13 protein-coding genes and 1 tRNA gene are annotated in these 15,880 nt (G+C 46.2%); 5 read left to right on the top strand and 9 right to left on the bottom strand.

Annotation, left to right across the window (positions count from 1 at the left end; all coding sequences use genetic code 11):
* The first annotated feature begins 7 nt into the window (after positions 1-7).
* Positions 8-1,930, top strand: a complete 1,923-nt coding sequence (locus QUA53_RS03725; RefSeq protein WP_333095377.1) for a hypothetical protein — start codon at positions 8-10, stop codon at positions 1,928-1,930.
* 304 nt (positions 1,931-2,234) lie between these two features.
* Here the strand turns inward: QUA53_RS03725 and QUA53_RS03720 are convergent, their stop codons facing one another.
* Both QUA53_RS03720 and upp read right to left on the bottom strand, forming a co-directional pair.
* The gene (locus QUA53_RS03720) at positions 2,235-2,381 is read right to left on the bottom strand and encodes a hypothetical protein (protein ID WP_333095379.1); all 147 of its coding nucleotides are present in this window, start codon (positions 2,379-2,381) and stop codon (positions 2,235-2,237) included.
* A 319-nt stretch (positions 2,382-2,700) separates the two neighbouring features.
* Positions 2,701-3,336 carry a uracil phosphoribosyltransferase gene (gene upp, locus QUA53_RS03715; protein WP_333095382.1) on the bottom strand — a complete coding sequence of 212 codons (636 nt, stop codon included), beginning with the start codon at positions 3,334-3,336 and terminating at the stop codon, positions 2,701-2,703.
* A gap of 599 nt (positions 3,337-3,935) precedes the next feature.
* On the opposite strand from upp, the gene QUA53_RS03710 reads away from it, so the two are divergent.
* Positions 3,936-4,508 carry a DUF4360 domain-containing protein gene (locus QUA53_RS03710; RefSeq protein ID WP_333095384.1) on the top strand — a complete coding sequence of 191 codons (573 nt, stop codon included), beginning with the start codon at positions 3,936-3,938 and terminating at the stop codon, positions 4,506-4,508.
* Between the two features lie 98 nt (positions 4,509-4,606).
* Here the strand turns inward: QUA53_RS03710 and QUA53_RS03705 are convergent, their stop codons facing one another.
* The 3 genes from QUA53_RS03705 to QUA53_RS03695 all read right to left on the bottom strand — a co-directional run bounded on the left by QUA53_RS03705 (position 4,607) and on the right by QUA53_RS03695 (position 8,270).
* A complete protein-coding gene (locus QUA53_RS03705) occupies positions 4,607-5,854 on the bottom strand; it encodes a URC4/urg3 family protein (protein WP_333095386.1) in 1,248 nt (415 codons plus the stop codon).
* Positions 5,851-6,933, bottom strand: a complete 1,083-nt coding sequence (locus QUA53_RS03700) for an adenylate/guanylate cyclase domain-containing protein (RefSeq protein ID WP_333077304.1) — start codon at positions 6,931-6,933, stop codon at positions 5,851-5,853. Before QUA53_RS03700 ends, QUA53_RS03705 begins: the two co-directional genes overlap by 4 nt.
* 89 nt (positions 6,934-7,022) lie before the next feature.
* A complete protein-coding gene (locus QUA53_RS03695; protein ID WP_333095388.1) occupies positions 7,023-8,270 on the bottom strand; it encodes a GTP cyclohydrolase II in 1,248 nt (415 codons plus the stop codon).
* Positions 8,271-8,673: 403 nt separating this feature from the next.
* Between QUA53_RS03695 and QUA53_RS03690 the strand changes: the two genes are divergently transcribed.
* Positions 8,674-10,008, top strand: coding sequence for a cytosine deaminase (locus tag QUA53_RS03690; protein WP_333095390.1), 1,335 nt, complete (start codon positions 8,674-8,676; stop codon positions 10,006-10,008).
* Between the two features lie 312 nt (positions 10,009-10,320).
* Positions 10,321-10,995 carry a 7-cyano-7-deazaguanine synthase QueC gene (gene queC / locus QUA53_RS03685; RefSeq protein WP_333095391.1) on the top strand — a complete coding sequence of 225 codons (675 nt, stop codon included), beginning with the start codon at positions 10,321-10,323 and terminating at the stop codon, positions 10,993-10,995.
* Between the two features lie 140 nt (positions 10,996-11,135).
* Here the strand turns inward: queC and QUA53_RS03680 are convergent, their stop codons facing one another.
* Both QUA53_RS03680 and QUA53_RS03675 read right to left on the bottom strand, forming a co-directional pair.
* Positions 11,136-12,614: a hemolysin family protein gene (locus QUA53_RS03680; RefSeq protein WP_333147066.1), complete on the bottom strand. Its 1,479-nt coding sequence runs from the start codon at positions 12,612-12,614 to the stop codon at positions 11,136-11,138.
* Between the two features lie 68 nt (positions 12,615-12,682).
* Entirely contained in the window at positions 12,683-13,372 is a 690-nt protein-coding gene (locus QUA53_RS03675; protein ID WP_333095393.1) for a hypothetical protein, read from the bottom strand.
* 184 nt (positions 13,373-13,556) lie between these two features.
* Between QUA53_RS03675 and QUA53_RS03670 the strand changes: the two genes are divergently transcribed.
* A tRNA-Ile gene (locus tag QUA53_RS03670) sits at positions 13,557-13,629 on the top strand.
* Positions 13,630-13,979: 350 nt separating this feature from the next.
* On the opposite strand, the gene pyrR is transcribed toward QUA53_RS03670, so the two are convergent.
* Positions 13,980-14,513, bottom strand: a complete 534-nt coding sequence (pyrR, locus tag QUA53_RS03665; protein ID WP_333095395.1) for a bifunctional pyr operon transcriptional regulator/uracil phosphoribosyltransferase PyrR — start codon at positions 14,511-14,513, stop codon at positions 13,980-13,982.
* 269 nt (positions 14,514-14,782) lie between these two features.
* Positions 14,783-15,862: an adenosylcobinamide-phosphate synthase CbiB gene (gene cbiB / locus QUA53_RS03660; RefSeq protein WP_333095397.1), complete on the bottom strand. Its 1,080-nt coding sequence runs from the start codon at positions 15,860-15,862 to the stop codon at positions 14,783-14,785.
* Between the last annotated feature and the right edge of the window lie 18 nt (positions 15,863-15,880).

The following is a 15,880-nucleotide window of genomic DNA, read 5'->3' as shown; positions in this document are numbered from 1 at the left end:
AAATGGCATGATGGAACACAAAATTAACCCCTCAAAAAATCGAGCCAAACCCCCAGAAAATCGCCAAGTTGCTCCTCCTCCGACAAGACGCCGGCGCCAAACCCGACGCCCTAAAAATCTTCAAGAGTCCCAACTTCCCATACCTACTCCCCGAACTCGCGCCAGATATCCCTGGAAAAGACTGGTAGCTAATGTGACAGCCCTCAGCGTCTTGGCTGGCTGTGCAGCTTTGATGGGAGGCGGCGCTTGGCTGAGTTATCAGCTAATTGTCGATCCCAATGGCAACAAGTTGGTCTCTCAGTTTGTGCCGGAATGGTCGCGCCTGCCTACAGGTAGCAGAGATTCGATCCAAACTCTCGATCAAATCAAAGGCAGCATCCGCAAATTGGGATTCGTAACCGGAGAACCTCTGCCGCTTCCCGTCGATCGATCCAGCGATAATTCTATTTCCGATTTGCTATTGCCGGTGATGGTAGAAAGAACTGTTAAGGCTTCTACTGTTTGCAAAAATCCTTGCCGTCAAATAGTCGAACTTCGCGTGTACAAGCGGGTGCAGCTTCCCGATCGCAGTTCCGATAAAGAGCAGTATTTTCAGTTAGCAAGTTCTGTGAACGTAGAAGGCCCGGCGGAATCTTTTGTCATTACTTCTTTAGCTGACTCTACATCTGACAATCAAGCCTCGAATCAGTCCCTACCCCTAACAGAACTGCGCCGCTTTGACGGAAAGCCCCCCGCCTCGGGCATTTGGTTTAATGTCAGCGGTCAACTAAAGCGGGGCGACAGGAAAATTCCCTACGGACAAGTCGTTCGCTACAACCCCAGCCAAAATCATTTAATGCCGCTGTTGGAGTGGGCGAGTGCGGCCGGACAACCGCCGAATTGGCAGCAAATTGTTAAGGGGGAAAACCCGCAGTTGGCGATCGACCAAACAGTTGGTTTAGAGCCGCAATTTACCCTTTATCAAATTGGGCCGCGCAAATTTTTGCCGAACCCCGTTCAGTTAACGGCGATTTCTTTAGAAGAAATTGCTTTCAATGACGAGACTTACAAAAATGGGCTGCGACTGGCGAAAAGCGGGCTGTGGTCTCCAGCATTAAATGTCATGCGTTTGGCGAAGGGGAAAGCTGGCAAAAATTGGCCCGCAGTCGCGCAAGCTCAGCTAGAAACGATCGAATTTCACGCTAAAATTACTCGGGCTCAGGCGATCGCATCTTGGGCCAGTCCCGGTCAACAAGTTCTCGCAGAATTGATCGACGGCCGTTGGGCCGAAGCTTTGCAAGTATTTGAAGCCGATCCGAGCAACAGTAACGAAATAGCCACAACCCTCAAAAATGACAGCGGGCGGATCTGGAACCGCATAGACGCCGCCTTGAGAGTGAATGCCGCTGACGCCGATGTCAAGGCTTGGGGTGCTCTGATTGTAGCTTCTCAAGACGGAGCTCGCGAGGCGATGAATTGGCTCGACCAGCAATCAGATACTGACAGCGAAACAAGAAGTCGAATTCGGAATTTGGTCAACAAACTTCAGGAAGCAGTTTCTCAGGCTGAAAGTTTAGAAGCCCACAAAAGTCAAATTATGGGTTCTGCTACTTTAATTAACAGTGTCAATCCCGCTGAGTGGCTGGAACCCGAACCGAACAACGAGTTAAAATTGGCGGGAGAACAAGTTTGGTATCAGGTGCAAGTAGCGAGTTTTTACGATGGTAGCCGCTGGGTTAATTCGCCTTTTTCAGATGTAGAAGTGCGCTCTTTTCCTGCTACTCAAGTTAAGTGGCTCTGGGGGCGGCTGGGATTACTGGCTGACCCCAAAATTAAGATTGAGGTAGCGATGGCTAACGGTCAACAAAGAGTTGCTGTGGGAACGGTGAAAGCAGTGCAGATTCAAGACGGAAGTCTGCGCTTGCTGGCGGCGGTTGACAAGCGATCGTAATGTGGCAGAAAGCATTCGGCAGATAGAACAGTCCCGGAGGCACTCTTGACACAAAGAAACCGGGGTTTTTTACCATTTCTGCCGATTGCAACAGAAGTATTTTCGTAAAAAAACCCGGTTTCCTGGCACCCATGCGTCCAAAACTAGGAAAAAGGAAAATGCTTTCTTCTCCCCCTCTCGCAACTCATCGAGAAGCCCAATCTCAAAACTCTTCCCCTTGCCCCTTATCGCTCTTGAACAACAATGCAGACAAAAATTTTGTTAATCTAATTAACACAAGTTGCACACAAAAAATCCATAACTCTCAAATCGCGCCCTTTTTAGAGAGTGCTGCAATCATCTGGCGTTTGACTGCTTTAGCCCAAAGCTCAAACTCCAAACTGTTGATATTGTTAATTTTCACTTCCTCAACAGGCTGATCGGGGGCTTCCTTCTGTGCTGTAGTCTCCATTGTTTTTTCCTCGTACAAAAATTGTTAGTAGTCGATCGCAAACGGTTAACGTCTTACATCTATTTTATGAATTAATTCCTGCGATTAATTACACTAAAGGCAGAGATTTTAACCATAAAATGCAGTAAATACATTGAGACAATGCAATTTACGAATATAATGTAAGAAAATTCTACAACCATTGCTGTATATAGGCTTTGGCTGATATTAAAATCTTACAATTTACATTGTTTGGCACTATCAAACCAATAGTTATGTTAGTAAACTTATTTTTAAATGAATGTATTGACATATACAGCCCAAAATCATTTTGTTAAATTCACATAGTGCCGTAAAGCCGATCGCCTGCATCTCCCAGTCCGGGTACAATATAGCCGTGTTCGTCCAAACACTCATCAACTGCAGCCGTATAAATCTGCACGTCAGGGTGTTGTTCGTGAAAGTGCTTAAGTCCCTCCGGTGCCGCCAGCAAGCACAAAAATTTAATAGACTTCGGATTAACTTCTTTAAGCCTATCCACTGCCGCGACTGCTGAATTACCAGTAGCCAACATCGGATCGACAATTAAAACATCTCGCTGTTCGATATCCTGGGGAACTTTGAAATAATATTCGATCGCCATCCGAGTTGTCGGATCGCGGTACAAACCAATATGTCCTACTCTCGCAGAGGGAATCAGCTCTAAAATACTATCCAACAGTCCTTGACCTGCGCGCATAATCGAAATAATAACAATTTTCTTTTCTGCAGCCAGCACCGGTGCATTCATTTTGGCGATCGGCGTTTCTATTAGTTCGTATTTTAGCGGCAAATCTCGCGTCACTTCATAGGCTAGCAGCATCCCAATCTCTTTCAGCAATTGGCGAAATTTCGCCGTACTCGTTTTAGTTTGCCGCATGAGAGTTAACTTGTGCTGTATCAAAGGATGGTCAATGACAGTAACTTTAGCACTCATTTTTTTGAATAATTAATTTGCTTTATTCTAACTTATCAGCCATCAACGCTTTCTTGACGCAAAAAAATAGGTTTCTGTAGCCCCTTCCTTCTGGACTACTTATATCAAACCCGTATTGCAAACACGAATACTGCGCCAATAAATTTTGCTCCTAGACTTGCCTTTCATCTGCACACCGCGACACTAAATAATGCGAGGTTTAAAAATCACAATAAATTAATTTTCTCGCTTCCTGTTCTTCCCGCGCTCTTCATGAGAACGCATATCCCGCTCCAAAAGCCTCCCGACCGGTCTAGCTGTCTGGCACTTCGTCCAAGCCCACTAAAAAATATCCGGATTCAAGCACTGGAATCTTCCGGAACTTTCATCAACAGATACGAATCTTAAGAAGTATCAGCAGAAAATATTTTTTTCGATTAATTCACTAATCGAAAAAACCTGAATAGGAACAGCACATGAGGTCATAAGCTTGGCTTAACTGGCTTTTCATCTTTCCACATGAAAGTGACCATATCCAAGTGTAAAAAACCTTACCTAAATTCAGTTCCAATTTTTTAGGGTGCTCCTAACACACAAGTGAACTATTAAGGAGAACATCCATGAAGTTTGTAAAACTATTGCTAGCTACGGCATTAATGACTGCTTCTATCAGCCCCGCCTTGGCTAATCCGGCAGTTCAAATTTTAGGTGCAAGCTACGGCGGTAGCGGTTGCCCAGATCGCTCCGCCAGCGTCAGCGTCAGCCCCGACGGTCAAGAACTCACCATCCTATTTGATAAGTTTGCAGCCCTGGGAAATGTCTCAACAGAAAGCAGAAAAAGCTGCAATCTGAGCATTCCTATCAAAGTACCCCAAGGCTACCAAATTTCTATCTACGATGCTGATTATCGCGGCTACGTTGCACCCAAAACCACAGGCAACCTGCGAGCAGAATACTTTTTCGCTGGAACCCGCGGCCCCATTTTTAATCGGAATCTCAGCGGTGAAACTAACTACAATGTTCGAGATAGCTTAGCCACTGTAGCGAATGTTTGGTCTCGCTGTGGTGACAGTGTAAATATGAGAGTAAATGCTGCAATGACAGCCCGCGGTACCGGCATGGCCACCGTTGACTCCTTCGATTTGGCTCATCGCGGTTTAGTTTATCACGTCAAATATCGCACTTGTCGCTAAGCAGCTTGTTGGGAGTGTAGTGTGAGGTATAGTTTTCAGGTTTGAATTTTGAATTTTAAGTTGGAAGAGGGGATAATTTTCTCTCTTCCTTCTTGCTTCTAAAACACAGTGCCGTCACTTTGAATCTGAATTGGGGGCAGTCCACCAGCCCTCAATTCGGCGGCAATCTTCCGCCCCGCCGCCCAAGTTCCTCCTTGCAAAATCTTCACCAGCGGCAATTGTTCCGCACTCAAATGCAGCTTTTCTCGAATAGCTGCAGCAATTTTATCTAAAAGATTGACAGTGAGCGATCGCCATTCTACTATAACTTCCGAACCTGGCAAGTAACTCTGCTCAAAAATAGCCGAATCTTTTGCCTGCAGCAGCCCGATATCCAAACACAAACCGCCGTTGCGGTACTCCGGCAATCCCGTTAACTCATCCAATCCGGCGACTTCTAAACCAAGTTCTTGCAGCGGTTCCAACAGCGAATAAGCCAACCACTGCGAGAGTTTGTGAAACGGCACGAATTCATCTCCCAGATTTTCTCCTGTTAAAGCCGGATGCCGCCAAACATCGCCTAAATTAACGCCACCAATTGCATATCTTCCCGGCCAAATTTCCCCAAAACCTGTCAAAACAGCGCTCAATACGATCGCAGCATTCACAGTGTTGACTCCAGAAACCTGACTGTCGAGCAAGTATTTTGCTAAATTGCCGGGACGCGGGTTTTCGGTGCCAAATAATAATGGATGCTGGCAAATCGCATTTCCCAAACGCTGCAATAATTCTAATCTGCCTGTTAAACCAACTAGCGGATTGTCTCTACTTACCTGAAATCCCGCAGCTAAGGTTTCTAGTTTTAATTGAGAAAGTCCGCGATAATTAGCTTGCCAAGGAAAAGCGGGATTGCTGGAAAAAACACCTTGACAAAACATCCGCAAGCTGGCTATTGCTAACCCTTCAGAACGGCGGTAAACCTGCCCGGTTTCTGGTTCGCAATACTGCCAATCTGCACCAGCACCGGCATCAAGCAAAACGCTGATAATTGCTAAATCAAATTTGATCTTAGCTTTTTCAACTGGTGCAAATTCTGCTAAAGCTGCATCCAATTCGGCGAGTCGCGACAAGTTGCCGGCCTCAAAATGTCGCCAGCGACTGTGAAAGGGAATGTTAAAATCGGGATAATTTTGGCGCGTTGTGTCAATTACATAATTTGCTGCTTTGTCGAGTTGGGATAAATCTACGCGGAAGTAGCGAAGTTTGTCCAGGCAGGCTAAATCAAAAAGCCGATCGCACTTTTGGCGAATAGCAGCCGGCGTTCTCAGATATTCTACAGTCTCAAGTTCAATATTTTGCAACTTCATACCACCAAACAGCGGTAAACATCGTTTTCTCGAAAAAAGTCAAACTGACTGTAATCTAAAAGATTATCTAAAATCGCATTTTTATCGATTTTGATCAGCTTATATTCCCACTTCGACCCGCTGACTTCGCGTTTTATGTGATCGGAAACTATCACTGAGTTTTTTTCTTTTCCCGGAGATACTATTTTACTTAAATCTTCCAGCCTGTCGGCTATGTGAATATCTTTTCCGTAAGTGCAAGACCTAAATATATATAGATTGCCCTTCGCAACTCCCACCGACAAGCCACAAGGTATTTGATTGGCGTTAATAAAAAGTTTCCAATTCTCACACAGACTTTCCATTGCCGCTAAGGCTGAGTGAGCTTCCGGGAAAGTCAACAAATGCGAATCACCAACAATACTCCGAATTGTGCCTCCGTATTCTTCGCAAATTGTTTTTTCAAAAGTATCAAAGTTGGTGAGCAAATATTCAACATCTTTGATAGAATTAGATTCTTGATAAGCAATAAAACCTCTCAGATCTGCTTTAATTATTGCTTGATTCTTGATGATTCGCGTTTTATAACTTTGGTCAACTTTGTACACTTTTTCAGGTTCGCTCATCCCTTTCAAAGAAAACTCGTTGACAAAAGACGTTTGCACTTCTGCTTTGTTGAGTGCCAGCCATGCTGCTTGGGACAAATATATTTCATCGGGCGGAGTTACTGATTCTATGCGCGCTGTTAAATTCACCGTATCGCCAAAGATATCTTTATCTTGATGCAAGACATCTCCTAATGTAATCGACACGCGAATAGCCAATCGTTCGTCGTTCGCCTTGCTAGATTGTTGCGCTCTCAATTCTTGCTGCATTTCTATGGCTGCTACCGCCGCTGCTGTGACGCTGGGAAAAATTATCCAAAATGAATCACCTTCCCCTTTAATCACGCTGCCTTCATTTCTGGCGCTAATATCTGAAACAAAAGTTTTATGCTCGTTTAACAAACTACTTAAGTCCGACTGAGATAATTTTTTGACTCTGACGGTATATCCGCAAATATCTGTTTTTACGATCACACTAGAACGCAAATTAGCCATAACCTACCCTGACTGATCAAAAACCAGCAATAAATTTTGTTTAGCAAAGACGCGATTGTTCGCGTCCCATCGGTCGCGTCTTTGCCCTCTTAATCTCCTAAATCGCGTCCGATCGCTTCTGCAAGAATTGTAGCATCTGGCACCGGGTCTGGCGTGTAGTAGCCGGCGGCTTTTTTGGCGACGATTTCGACTTGTGCGTCTGCGGGAATCCAATCTTCTGGAATGGGGATGCGATCGACCACCTGAATGCCAGAATTGATAATCGCATTGTATTTCATATCGCTCATAGAAACTAAACTGTCAATTCGAGAGATCCCCAACCAGTGCAGCACGTCTGGCATTAGTTCTTGAAACCGCATATCTTGAACTCCCGCAACACATTCAGTGCGCGTAAAATAGGCATCAGCGCGATCGCCGCCTTCCTGCCGTTTTCTGGCATTGTACACCAAAAACTTAGTCACTTCCCCCAAAGCTCTCCCTTCCTTGCGGAAGTAAACTATTACCCCAGAACCGCCTGATTGTGCCGTTTGGATGCAAATTTCCATCCCGTGTACCAAATAAGGGCGACAAGTGCAGATATCGGAACTGAAGACATCAGAACCGTTGCATTCATCGTGTACCCGTACCGCCAACTGCTTATCCGGGTCAGAAATATTCGCGACATCGCCAATAATATAAACCGTAGTTCCGCCAATTGGTGGTAAGAAAACGTGTAAGTCCGGCCGCGTCACTAAGTCTGAGAACATTCCGCCTGTTTGCTCGAACAGGACACGGCGGAGAACGCTTTCTTGGGCCCCAATCCGCCTCGCAATTCCCGGCAAATACCACACCGGATCGATCGCAATTTTAGTGACTGCTAAATTGCCACCTGCTTTGACTATTTTGCCATCAATTTGCACCCGCCCCTTAGCGATAGCATCTTGCAATTCCGGCATATTAATGTGAGCTTTAGTGACCGCAATTGTCGGTCGAATATCGTATCCCTGCTGGATAAATGAAGTATAAACTTCGCTGACTAAACCCCCAAAGGGATCGAGAGAAACAATCAAATTGCGATCGCCCCAACTCGGGTGCGGCCCGATGTGTGCGGCCGGAGAGGTGTTGGTAAAATCCGGGCGGTGATCGGCTTGCAGTGCCCCGGAAGCCACTGCTAGTGCGCGATAAACAGAGTAGGAACCCGAATGAGTGCCGATCGCATTCCGGTGAGACGATTTGGTGAGGCTACCAATCACAGGCCCCCGTTTCAGCGGATCGATTTCTCCCCAGTAAATGGGATGAGATTTTGTGCCAGATCTGTCGGGATGAGATGTTAAAACTATATGCTTGGGTTTTGACACAGTTTTTTTGGGATATTGCTATGGATGCTGCTGTTAATTGAAAGTGAAATTGCAATTTGAAGCAGTGATTTATGATAGCAAAAGGATTCAGGCTGTGGAAGTATCCGGCATAGCCAAACTCGTGACGCTGATTTTCGCGCTGTCCTGAAAATATAAAAATTTTGCATAATTGCTTCAGTGATTAGGGCGGGAGTACCAACAGCAAAGCTACCTATTTAATCCAAGTTTCTCTAGCATTTATATTTTCTTTCTGCATGATATTTGTTTAACTAACTGCAGAGGGCGTAGAGAATCTAGAAAATAGAGAAAGAGGAAAAGAGAGATGTTCACAATTCCTGCAAGGGTTGTTATAGTTACAACTGGTAGCCAGTAATTATCAACAAAATACTAACTCACAAAATTAATGTTGCCAAGTACATCTAATTATTTGCTCAAAAATGGTCGCGTACCAGCGTCTCTTCTAGAGATGAAATCGCTCGCGCCCTCAGCTTCTACTGGGGCGACAACGGGGAGTGAGAACAATTTTTGTTTGGTGGATATCGAAATTGCAGCGGGTACGATCGCCCAAATTATGCCAGTAGGTACAAAACCTGTATCCTCCTCTGGAGATATCTCAGTTGTAGATTTGCAGGGCGGCTTAATCTGGCCTTGTTTTGTGGATATGCACACCCATTTAGACAAAGGCCACATTTGGGAACGATCGCCCAATCCCGATGGAACTTTTGCCAGCGCGATCGAAGCAGTGTGCGCTGATGCCAAAAAAAACTGGAATGCAGAGGATGTTTACCGGCGAATGGAATTTGGCCTAAAGTGCAGCTACGCCCGCGGAACCAAGGCCATCCGGACTCACATCGACAGCGCGGGCGAACAGGGAACCGTTAGTTTGGGAGTATTTGAAGCGCTGCAAGCCGAATGGGGCGATCGGCTGATCTTACAAGCAGCTTCCCTGGTTTCCCTCGACTATTACCTGACACCCGCAGGCGAAAAATTAGCCGATCGCATTGCCCAAATTGGCGGCATTCTCGGCGGCGTCGCCTATATGAACCCCGACTTAGACAAACAACTCGATCGAGTTTTTGCCTTAGCCAAAGAACGAAATTTAAACCTCGACTTCCACACCGACGAAAACGACGATCCAGAATCAGTAACATTGCGGGAAGTCGCAAAAACCGCCATCCGCCATGAATTTTCCGGTCAAATTATCTGCGGACACTGCTGTAGTTTAGCCGTACAACCCTCAGATTTAGTAACAGAAACTCTGGAATTAGTCAAGGAAGCAAATATCGGCATTGTCAGCTTGCCGATGTGCAACCTTTACTTGCAAGACCGAGAATCTCAGCATACACCGCGCTGGCGGGGAGTGACACTGCTGCACGAACTCAAAGCAGCAGGAATTCCCGTTGCAGTTGCTAGCGACAATTGTCGCGATCCGTTTTACGGATTTGGCGACCATGATGTTTTGGAAGTTTTTAATATGGCAGTCCGCATCGCTCATTTAGATAGGCCTTATGGAGACTGGCCCTGTGCAGTTACAAAGACTCCAGCCGATTTAATAGGATTGCCGAATTTAGGACGAGTTGCAGTGGGTTTACCTGCAGATTTGATTTTGTTTAAGGCGCGGAATTTCAGCGAATTGTTATCTAGAGCGCAGGGCGATCGCACAGTTTTGCGGCAGGGCATTAAAATTGATACAACTTTGCCCGATTACCGCGAACTCGATGATTTATTAGCAACTTAAATCTGACATCCTGCATCAATCTCAAGAACAGGCATCTTGTCTGTTCTACAAAAGATGAATTTTCTTTATACTCGTTACTAGGCTCTGCCTGGTAACGTATATCTGGAGGCTCTGCATCCAATTTTCCTGGCCGTAATGCGAGGCAGAGCCTCTAAATCTCGGTTCCCAGGCAGAGCCTAGGAAGCAGTTAATTTTTAGGTAAGCTGTGCAGTGCCTAAGCTACATTTAGATGTTCTACACAACTATTATTATTGTCAATTTGCGACTAATTTGATATAAATATAAAAGCTAATTTTATTGAGGATGTTTTAAGTGAAAGCAGTTATTTTATTGTCGGGAGGGCTGGATTCCTCAACAGTTTTGTATCAAGCCAAAGCCGACGGCTGCGAGTGTTACGCGATTTCCTTTGACTACAAGCAAAGGCATCGGCGGGAGTTGGAATCAGCAAGGGCGATCGCACTTGGTGCAGGCGTTAAGGCACATCAGATAGTAAACTTTGACCTGACGCTTTGGGGCGGTTCCGCTTTGACGGATAATGAGATGGAATTGCCGATCGATCGCAATCTTGCAGAAATGTCCCAAAACATCCCAATTACCTACGTTCCTGCTAGAAACACGATCTTTCTCAGCTTTGCCCTCGCCTACGCAGAAACTCTAGAAGCCGAGCGCATTTACATCGGTGTCAACGCTTTAGATTATTCTGGATATCCCGACTGCCGCCTCGATTACATCCAAGCCATGCAGGAAGTATTTCGGTTAGGAACAAAGCAGGGTCGAGAAGGAAATGCTATTAATATTGTAACACCTTTGATCGAACTTAAAAAAACAGAAATTATTCAATTAGGCAACAAATTAGGAGTACCTTGGGAGCAAACTTGGTCTTGCTACGCAGGCGGGGAAAATGCCTGCGGCGTTTGCGATTCTTGTCGGCTGCGGCGGGCGGCTTTTGAGGAATTGGGGCTGAAAGATCCGGTGGCTTATGCTTAAACTGTATTCCGAGTCGGCGGTTGAAATTGCTTCTCCCTCAACTCTCGTTTCTCTCTAAGAGACTAAAGAATAAACGGGGTTGCTAACTCAGATTTGGTATAAAAAGTTGCCCTATTTCGATAGCCCTTTTCATCAAAATCTTAATGAGAAAATTTTCCCACACTACTCAACCCGCTATTCTTTCGACCTTGCCCCACAACTTCCTCATCCGCTGCTGCAACTGCACTCAAAGCTCGATCGCCCGCAGCCCCTTCCAACAAGTGAATTTGAAGTTGATCCAACCGCGGCCCGGACACAGAAACAACCGTAAGTTCTACGTTGTCGCCGCGCCAAACTTCCCCCACAGCCGGCATTCTTTGCAACTGATAGCTCAGAAAACCTCCGATTGTCTGATATTCGTCAGTTACTGGCAAATCCAAATTCAATATTTGATTCACATCATCTACATTTAACTGCGCTTGCACTAAATAAGTGCGATCGTCCAATACTTGCAAAGCAATTTCTTTACTGTCGGGTGACTCGTAGCTGCGGCCGATAATTTCCGCAATCAAATCCCTCAGCGTCACTAACCCGGAAATGCCGCCAAATTCATCAACTACGATCGCAATTTCTTCCGACGAACTCTGCATCAAAGGCAGCAGTTCCCCCAGCAGCATCATCTCCGGCACAAACCTCACCGAATCCATCCAAGGTAAAATTGGCGTGTCGGGAGATAGCAAACCTTCAGCTAGGGGTTTTGCAAGTTGTTTGAAGCCAATAATCCCAATAATGTCGTCTAAAGAATCTCCCGTCACGGGATAGCGGGAATGGTGAGAAATCGCCATTTCGTCGAGCAAAGTTTGAAAGGTTGCTGTCTTGGGAAGTGCAACAATGCTAGGCCTCGGCACCATTACTTCTTCTACCCAAACTTCGCCAAATTCAAACACGTTGTTGAGCAATTCTCGCTTTTCAGCTTCCAAGCCGCTCGATTCGCTGGAAGTAGCTATAATTAATTGCAGTTCTTCGGGAGTAACCGGGCGATGCCTTAGATCGTATTCGATGCCCGCAAACCGCAAGAGCGATCGAGTAGATTGATTGAGAAACGACACAAAGGGCTTGAACACACGGGCAATCAATAAACTCGGAGGTCCTAAAGTTCTGGCTAGCTGTTCGGAATACAGTAACGCTACAGATTTGGGAAAGAGTTCGCCCAGTACGATTTGCAGGTAAGCTAGCAACAAAAAAGTTACTATTGAGATGCTAAAAGAATGGGCGATCGCCGACTTGATGTAAATTGGCAGCGGCAAATAGCCGATAGACATTCGGACTAGCACGGCGATCGTACTTTCCCCAATCCAGCCGAGAGCTAAACTAGAAAGAGTGATTCCCAACTGCATTGTCGAGAGCAATCGCTCAATACTTTGCTGCAAAGATTGCACAGTTAAAGCTGCAACGTCGCCAGCTTCCACTAACTGATTGATGCGCGATCGGCGTACCGTCACCATCGAAAACTCAGCCGCCACAAAAAAAGCATTAATCGCAATCAGCAACAGCACTGACAGCAACCGCGACAGCACCTCTGTCGAACTCATCGCGGGTAAATCAGATATCTCCTGCACTCTCGCCCCTAAAAGTGACACAATGCTCCCTAAAAAAACTTTCTCGATCAAACCTGAGAATCCCTCTACAGGTTTGGTCTTCTTTTATTTTACTTCGCCACTGGAATGCCAGATATTTGCAACTGAAGTTTTTGACCTGGATAATCTGTCAGCGTCAGCGAAACTTCTTTAGCATTTTCCAGCAAAGCTGTGGGAATACTCACCGTACCGTAAAACACCTGCCCGTTGGGGGGGAGTTCCGACGGTAAATCCTCGGCAGTCGCGCTCAGGGCCCGGCCGCGATCGTCAGTGACGTTCAAGAAACTGTAGAGAAACCTCACAGCTTGCGAGCCTTCATTTTTCATGCTCACGTCTAGCAGCATGGAATTGTTGCGCTGACTGGCCGCGCTCACTTCCAGGGTTATTCCCCCGTCGCGACTGTTCAGAGGAAACTTGGCGCTAGCATTTTGTGCAGCGGGTTTTTTGGCTGCGGCTGGTTTAGAGCTTGCCTTCTCTGTTTTAGTATTTGCCCCGGCCGTTTTTTCGGGATCGCGACCTTCTATCCGTGCTTTGACGGTTGTGAGAATGTCTTTTTCTTTCAAAATGCTCACTTGGTCTTTGCTAGCCGTCGTTCCAGGCTTGCCGCTGCCCGCATTGTTGCTGGGACGAACATCGGGTTGAGTCGTTCCTTGCAAGGCTTCGCGACCTATAGTAAATCCCCAAACAGAACTCGTCACGCCTGCTCCAAACATTAGAGCGAGCAGAATTAGAGTCAGCACTACCGTCGAATTCACTGCCATTGCCTATAAGTTTATGCCGAGCCCTAGAAACTGCTTTGTCCGGTCGATCGGCTCCAGCACATTGGCTAACAGGCGATCGGGACTCAGCAGGTCTAAAGATTTTGATTTTTGTTCTCTAGTTCTAGCACGGACTGGGAAATTATGTTATACTTCATTTTCAGTTAGATCGAAGAAATCGATTTAACGGCAGTTGGCCGAGCGGTTTAGGCAGCGAACTCATAATTCGCCCCAGGCAGGTTCAACTCCTGCACTGCCGATTTAAAATCAATCACGACGCTCCCCCCGTGAACCCAAAACCGGGTTTATTCCCTCGACGCATGGGAGGCAAGAAACCGGGTTTCTACTAATTTTTACGTTGAGTAACGATAAATATACGTAGAAACCCGGTTTCTGAGGTCGCAAGTGCGAGCGCGGCAAACTAGACATTTGATCGATCGACTCCTTGCAGAGATATCTTGGCTCCGCGCGCGTCCATCGCACTTGCGACCTCAGAAAATTATGATTCCAATGCCAACGGAAACGATCGGTAGATCCACCTAATTAAACGAAAAATACGGATCGCGCTCAAGCTTGCTGTGTAAGTCTTCTTCCTTCTTCCTTCTACTTATCAACTCTTAATTAACTCTACTCCGTCGCGCCCGTCGAGATCTTGAACGTAAACCTTAACTTGTTCTTCCTTTGCAGTCGGCAACTTTTTACCCGTAAAATCCGGCTGAATCGGGACTTCTCGGTGGCCGCGATCGACTAATACCGCTAACCAAATTTTCTCCGGCCGCCCGTAATCGTTGACCGCATTCAAAGCCGCTCGACTCGTTCTGCCTTTATATATAACGTCATCTACCAACACCACAGTTTTGCCCGTCAAATCGAAAGGAATTTCTGTTTTAGCCGGTGTCCGCATCGCAACTCGATCCAAGTCATCTCGGTAAAAGGTAATATCTAAAGCGCCCACGGGTACTTTGACTTGTTCGAGAACTTCAATTTGATCTGCCAAAATTTGAGCTAAAGGCACTCCTCTACTATGAATCCCCAACAACACTAACTCCGAGGGATTCCCTGATTTTTCGACAATCTGGGAAGCGACGCGGGTGAGAGTGCGCCTCACTTCATCAGGGGATAAAATTTGGATAATTTTAGTCATGGGTTGCTGCGAGCTAATTGTTGGCTGTTGGCATATCGAACAATTTGAGATTTGAGATTTGAGATTTGAGATTATTGACTTGACAGATGAATCTGGGGGTTTGAACTCAAGTCAAAACTTTTTTTGGTGCTGTCGGTGGCGGATCTCTGTCTTCTGCAGGACTTACCCCGAACGGATGAAAAGCAGATGCTGCGATTGCTTAGGCGAGGACTAACAATCACAGAAATAAGTTATTTATGCCTCCTGGACTGTTCGGCTGAGGTCATCAGTTAGCGGCTCAAACCTAATAAGGTATAAAAAAGCAATGATAGTCCCAACCAAATCAGAAAGCAATACCGAGTTAATTGCAATGCTTGGCAAATTAGCGGCGCTGTGATACGGTGTACCGGCTCGCCTAATAACGGTTTGTGTTTGATAACTCCGCGATAGGAATTAGTACCTCCTAGTTGCACTCCCAAGATGGCGGCGTAAACGCACTCGCTCCAACCGGAATTGGGACTGGCATCTTTAACAGCATCTCTCTGACAAATTTGCCAAATGTAAATCGGTTTGCCAGATATAACGGCTAAAGTAATCACTGTTAGCCGGCAAGGAATCCACGTCAGCACGTCTTCTAGTTTGGCGCTAAACCATCCTAAATCTGTGTATGGCGCTTCTTTGTAGCCGATCGTAGAATCTAATGTGCTGGCTGCTTTGTAAGCGATCGCCAAGGGGACTATAGCACTCGCACACATCGAGTTAGGATCGATCGGCGAACCGGTAACACTTAATAATAGATGCGGCAGAGCGAACCCAAGTAAGGCATAAAATAGCGGTGCTGTCACGCCATCGACTGCATTCTCTGTTACAGTTTCTAACAATGCTCGCAGAATTTCTGACTCGGATAAGTTTTCGGTATCCCTGCCGACGTAAAGGCTCAACCTTTCTCGCGCCTTGACTAAATCTCCAACATTTAAAGGTGCTAGCACGTCCTCTGCAGCCGCCCTCAAACTGCGACCTGCAAAACAGCTTGCCAGCAAAATCGTCTGTATGGCAATACCTAAAAGAGGATGCACCCAACTAGCAGCTTGGACGATCGACCAACTGACAGTATAACTGCCTACAATCAGCCCGATCGCTAGTATTGTACCAGCACATCGTAGCAGCAGTTTGTGCTGCTCGCCAGCGGGACGATCGCCAGCAGGAGGCATTTTGCCTGCGGGATTATTCCATATATTAAAGACAAGTCGAGTATAGCGGTCGATCGCCCAACCCATCGCCTGCACGGGATGCGGCCAACCCCAAGGATCGCCGATCGAATAATCCAACACCGCAGCTAAAATCAAAACAGGAAATTCATGCGGCATCATTATATATTTTGTCAAACT

Source organism: Microcoleus sp. Pol12B3, from assembly GCF_036701355.1.
In the GTDB taxonomy this organism is placed as follows: domain Bacteria; phylum Cyanobacteriota; class Cyanobacteriia; order Cyanobacteriales; family Microcoleaceae; genus Microcoleus.
The sequence above is the reverse complement of the archived record's forward strand: the minus strand, read 5'-3'. Positions and strand labels throughout refer to the sequence as shown.

Coding starts and splice junctions, on each gene's coding strand:
- QUA53_RS03705 (WP_333095386.1), bottom strand. CDS start 5,854: ATGAAGTTGCAAAATATTGAACTTGAGACTGTAGAATATCTGAGAACG.
- QUA53_RS03710 (WP_333095384.1), top strand. CDS start 3,936: ATGAAGTTTGTAAAACTATTGCTAGCTACGGCATTAATGACTGCTTCT.
- pyrR (WP_333095395.1), bottom strand. CDS start 14,513: ATGACTAAAATTATCCAAATTTTATCCCCTGATGAAGTGAGGCGCACT.
- upp (WP_333095382.1), bottom strand. CDS start 3,336: ATGAGTGCTAAAGTTACTGTCATTGACCATCCTTTGATACAGCACAAG.
- QUA53_RS03720 (WP_333095379.1), bottom strand. CDS start 2,381: ATGGAGACTACAGCACAGAAGGAAGCCCCCGATCAGCCTGTTGAGGAA.
- QUA53_RS03675 (WP_333095393.1), bottom strand. CDS start 13,372: ATGGCAGTGAATTCGACGGTAGTGCTGACTCTAATTCTGCTCGCTCTA.
- cbiB (WP_333095397.1), bottom strand. CDS start 15,862: ATGATGCCGCATGAATTTCCTGTTTTGATTTTAGCTGCGGTGTTGGAT.
- QUA53_RS03725 (WP_333095377.1), top strand. CDS start 8: ATGATGGAACACAAAATTAACCCCTCAAAAAATCGAGCCAAACCCCCA.
- QUA53_RS03700 (WP_333077304.1), bottom strand. CDS start 6,933: ATGGCTAATTTGCGTTCTAGTGTGATCGTAAAAACAGATATTTGCGGA.
- QUA53_RS03690 (WP_333095390.1), top strand. CDS start 8,674: ATGTTGCCAAGTACATCTAATTATTTGCTCAAAAATGGTCGCGTACCA.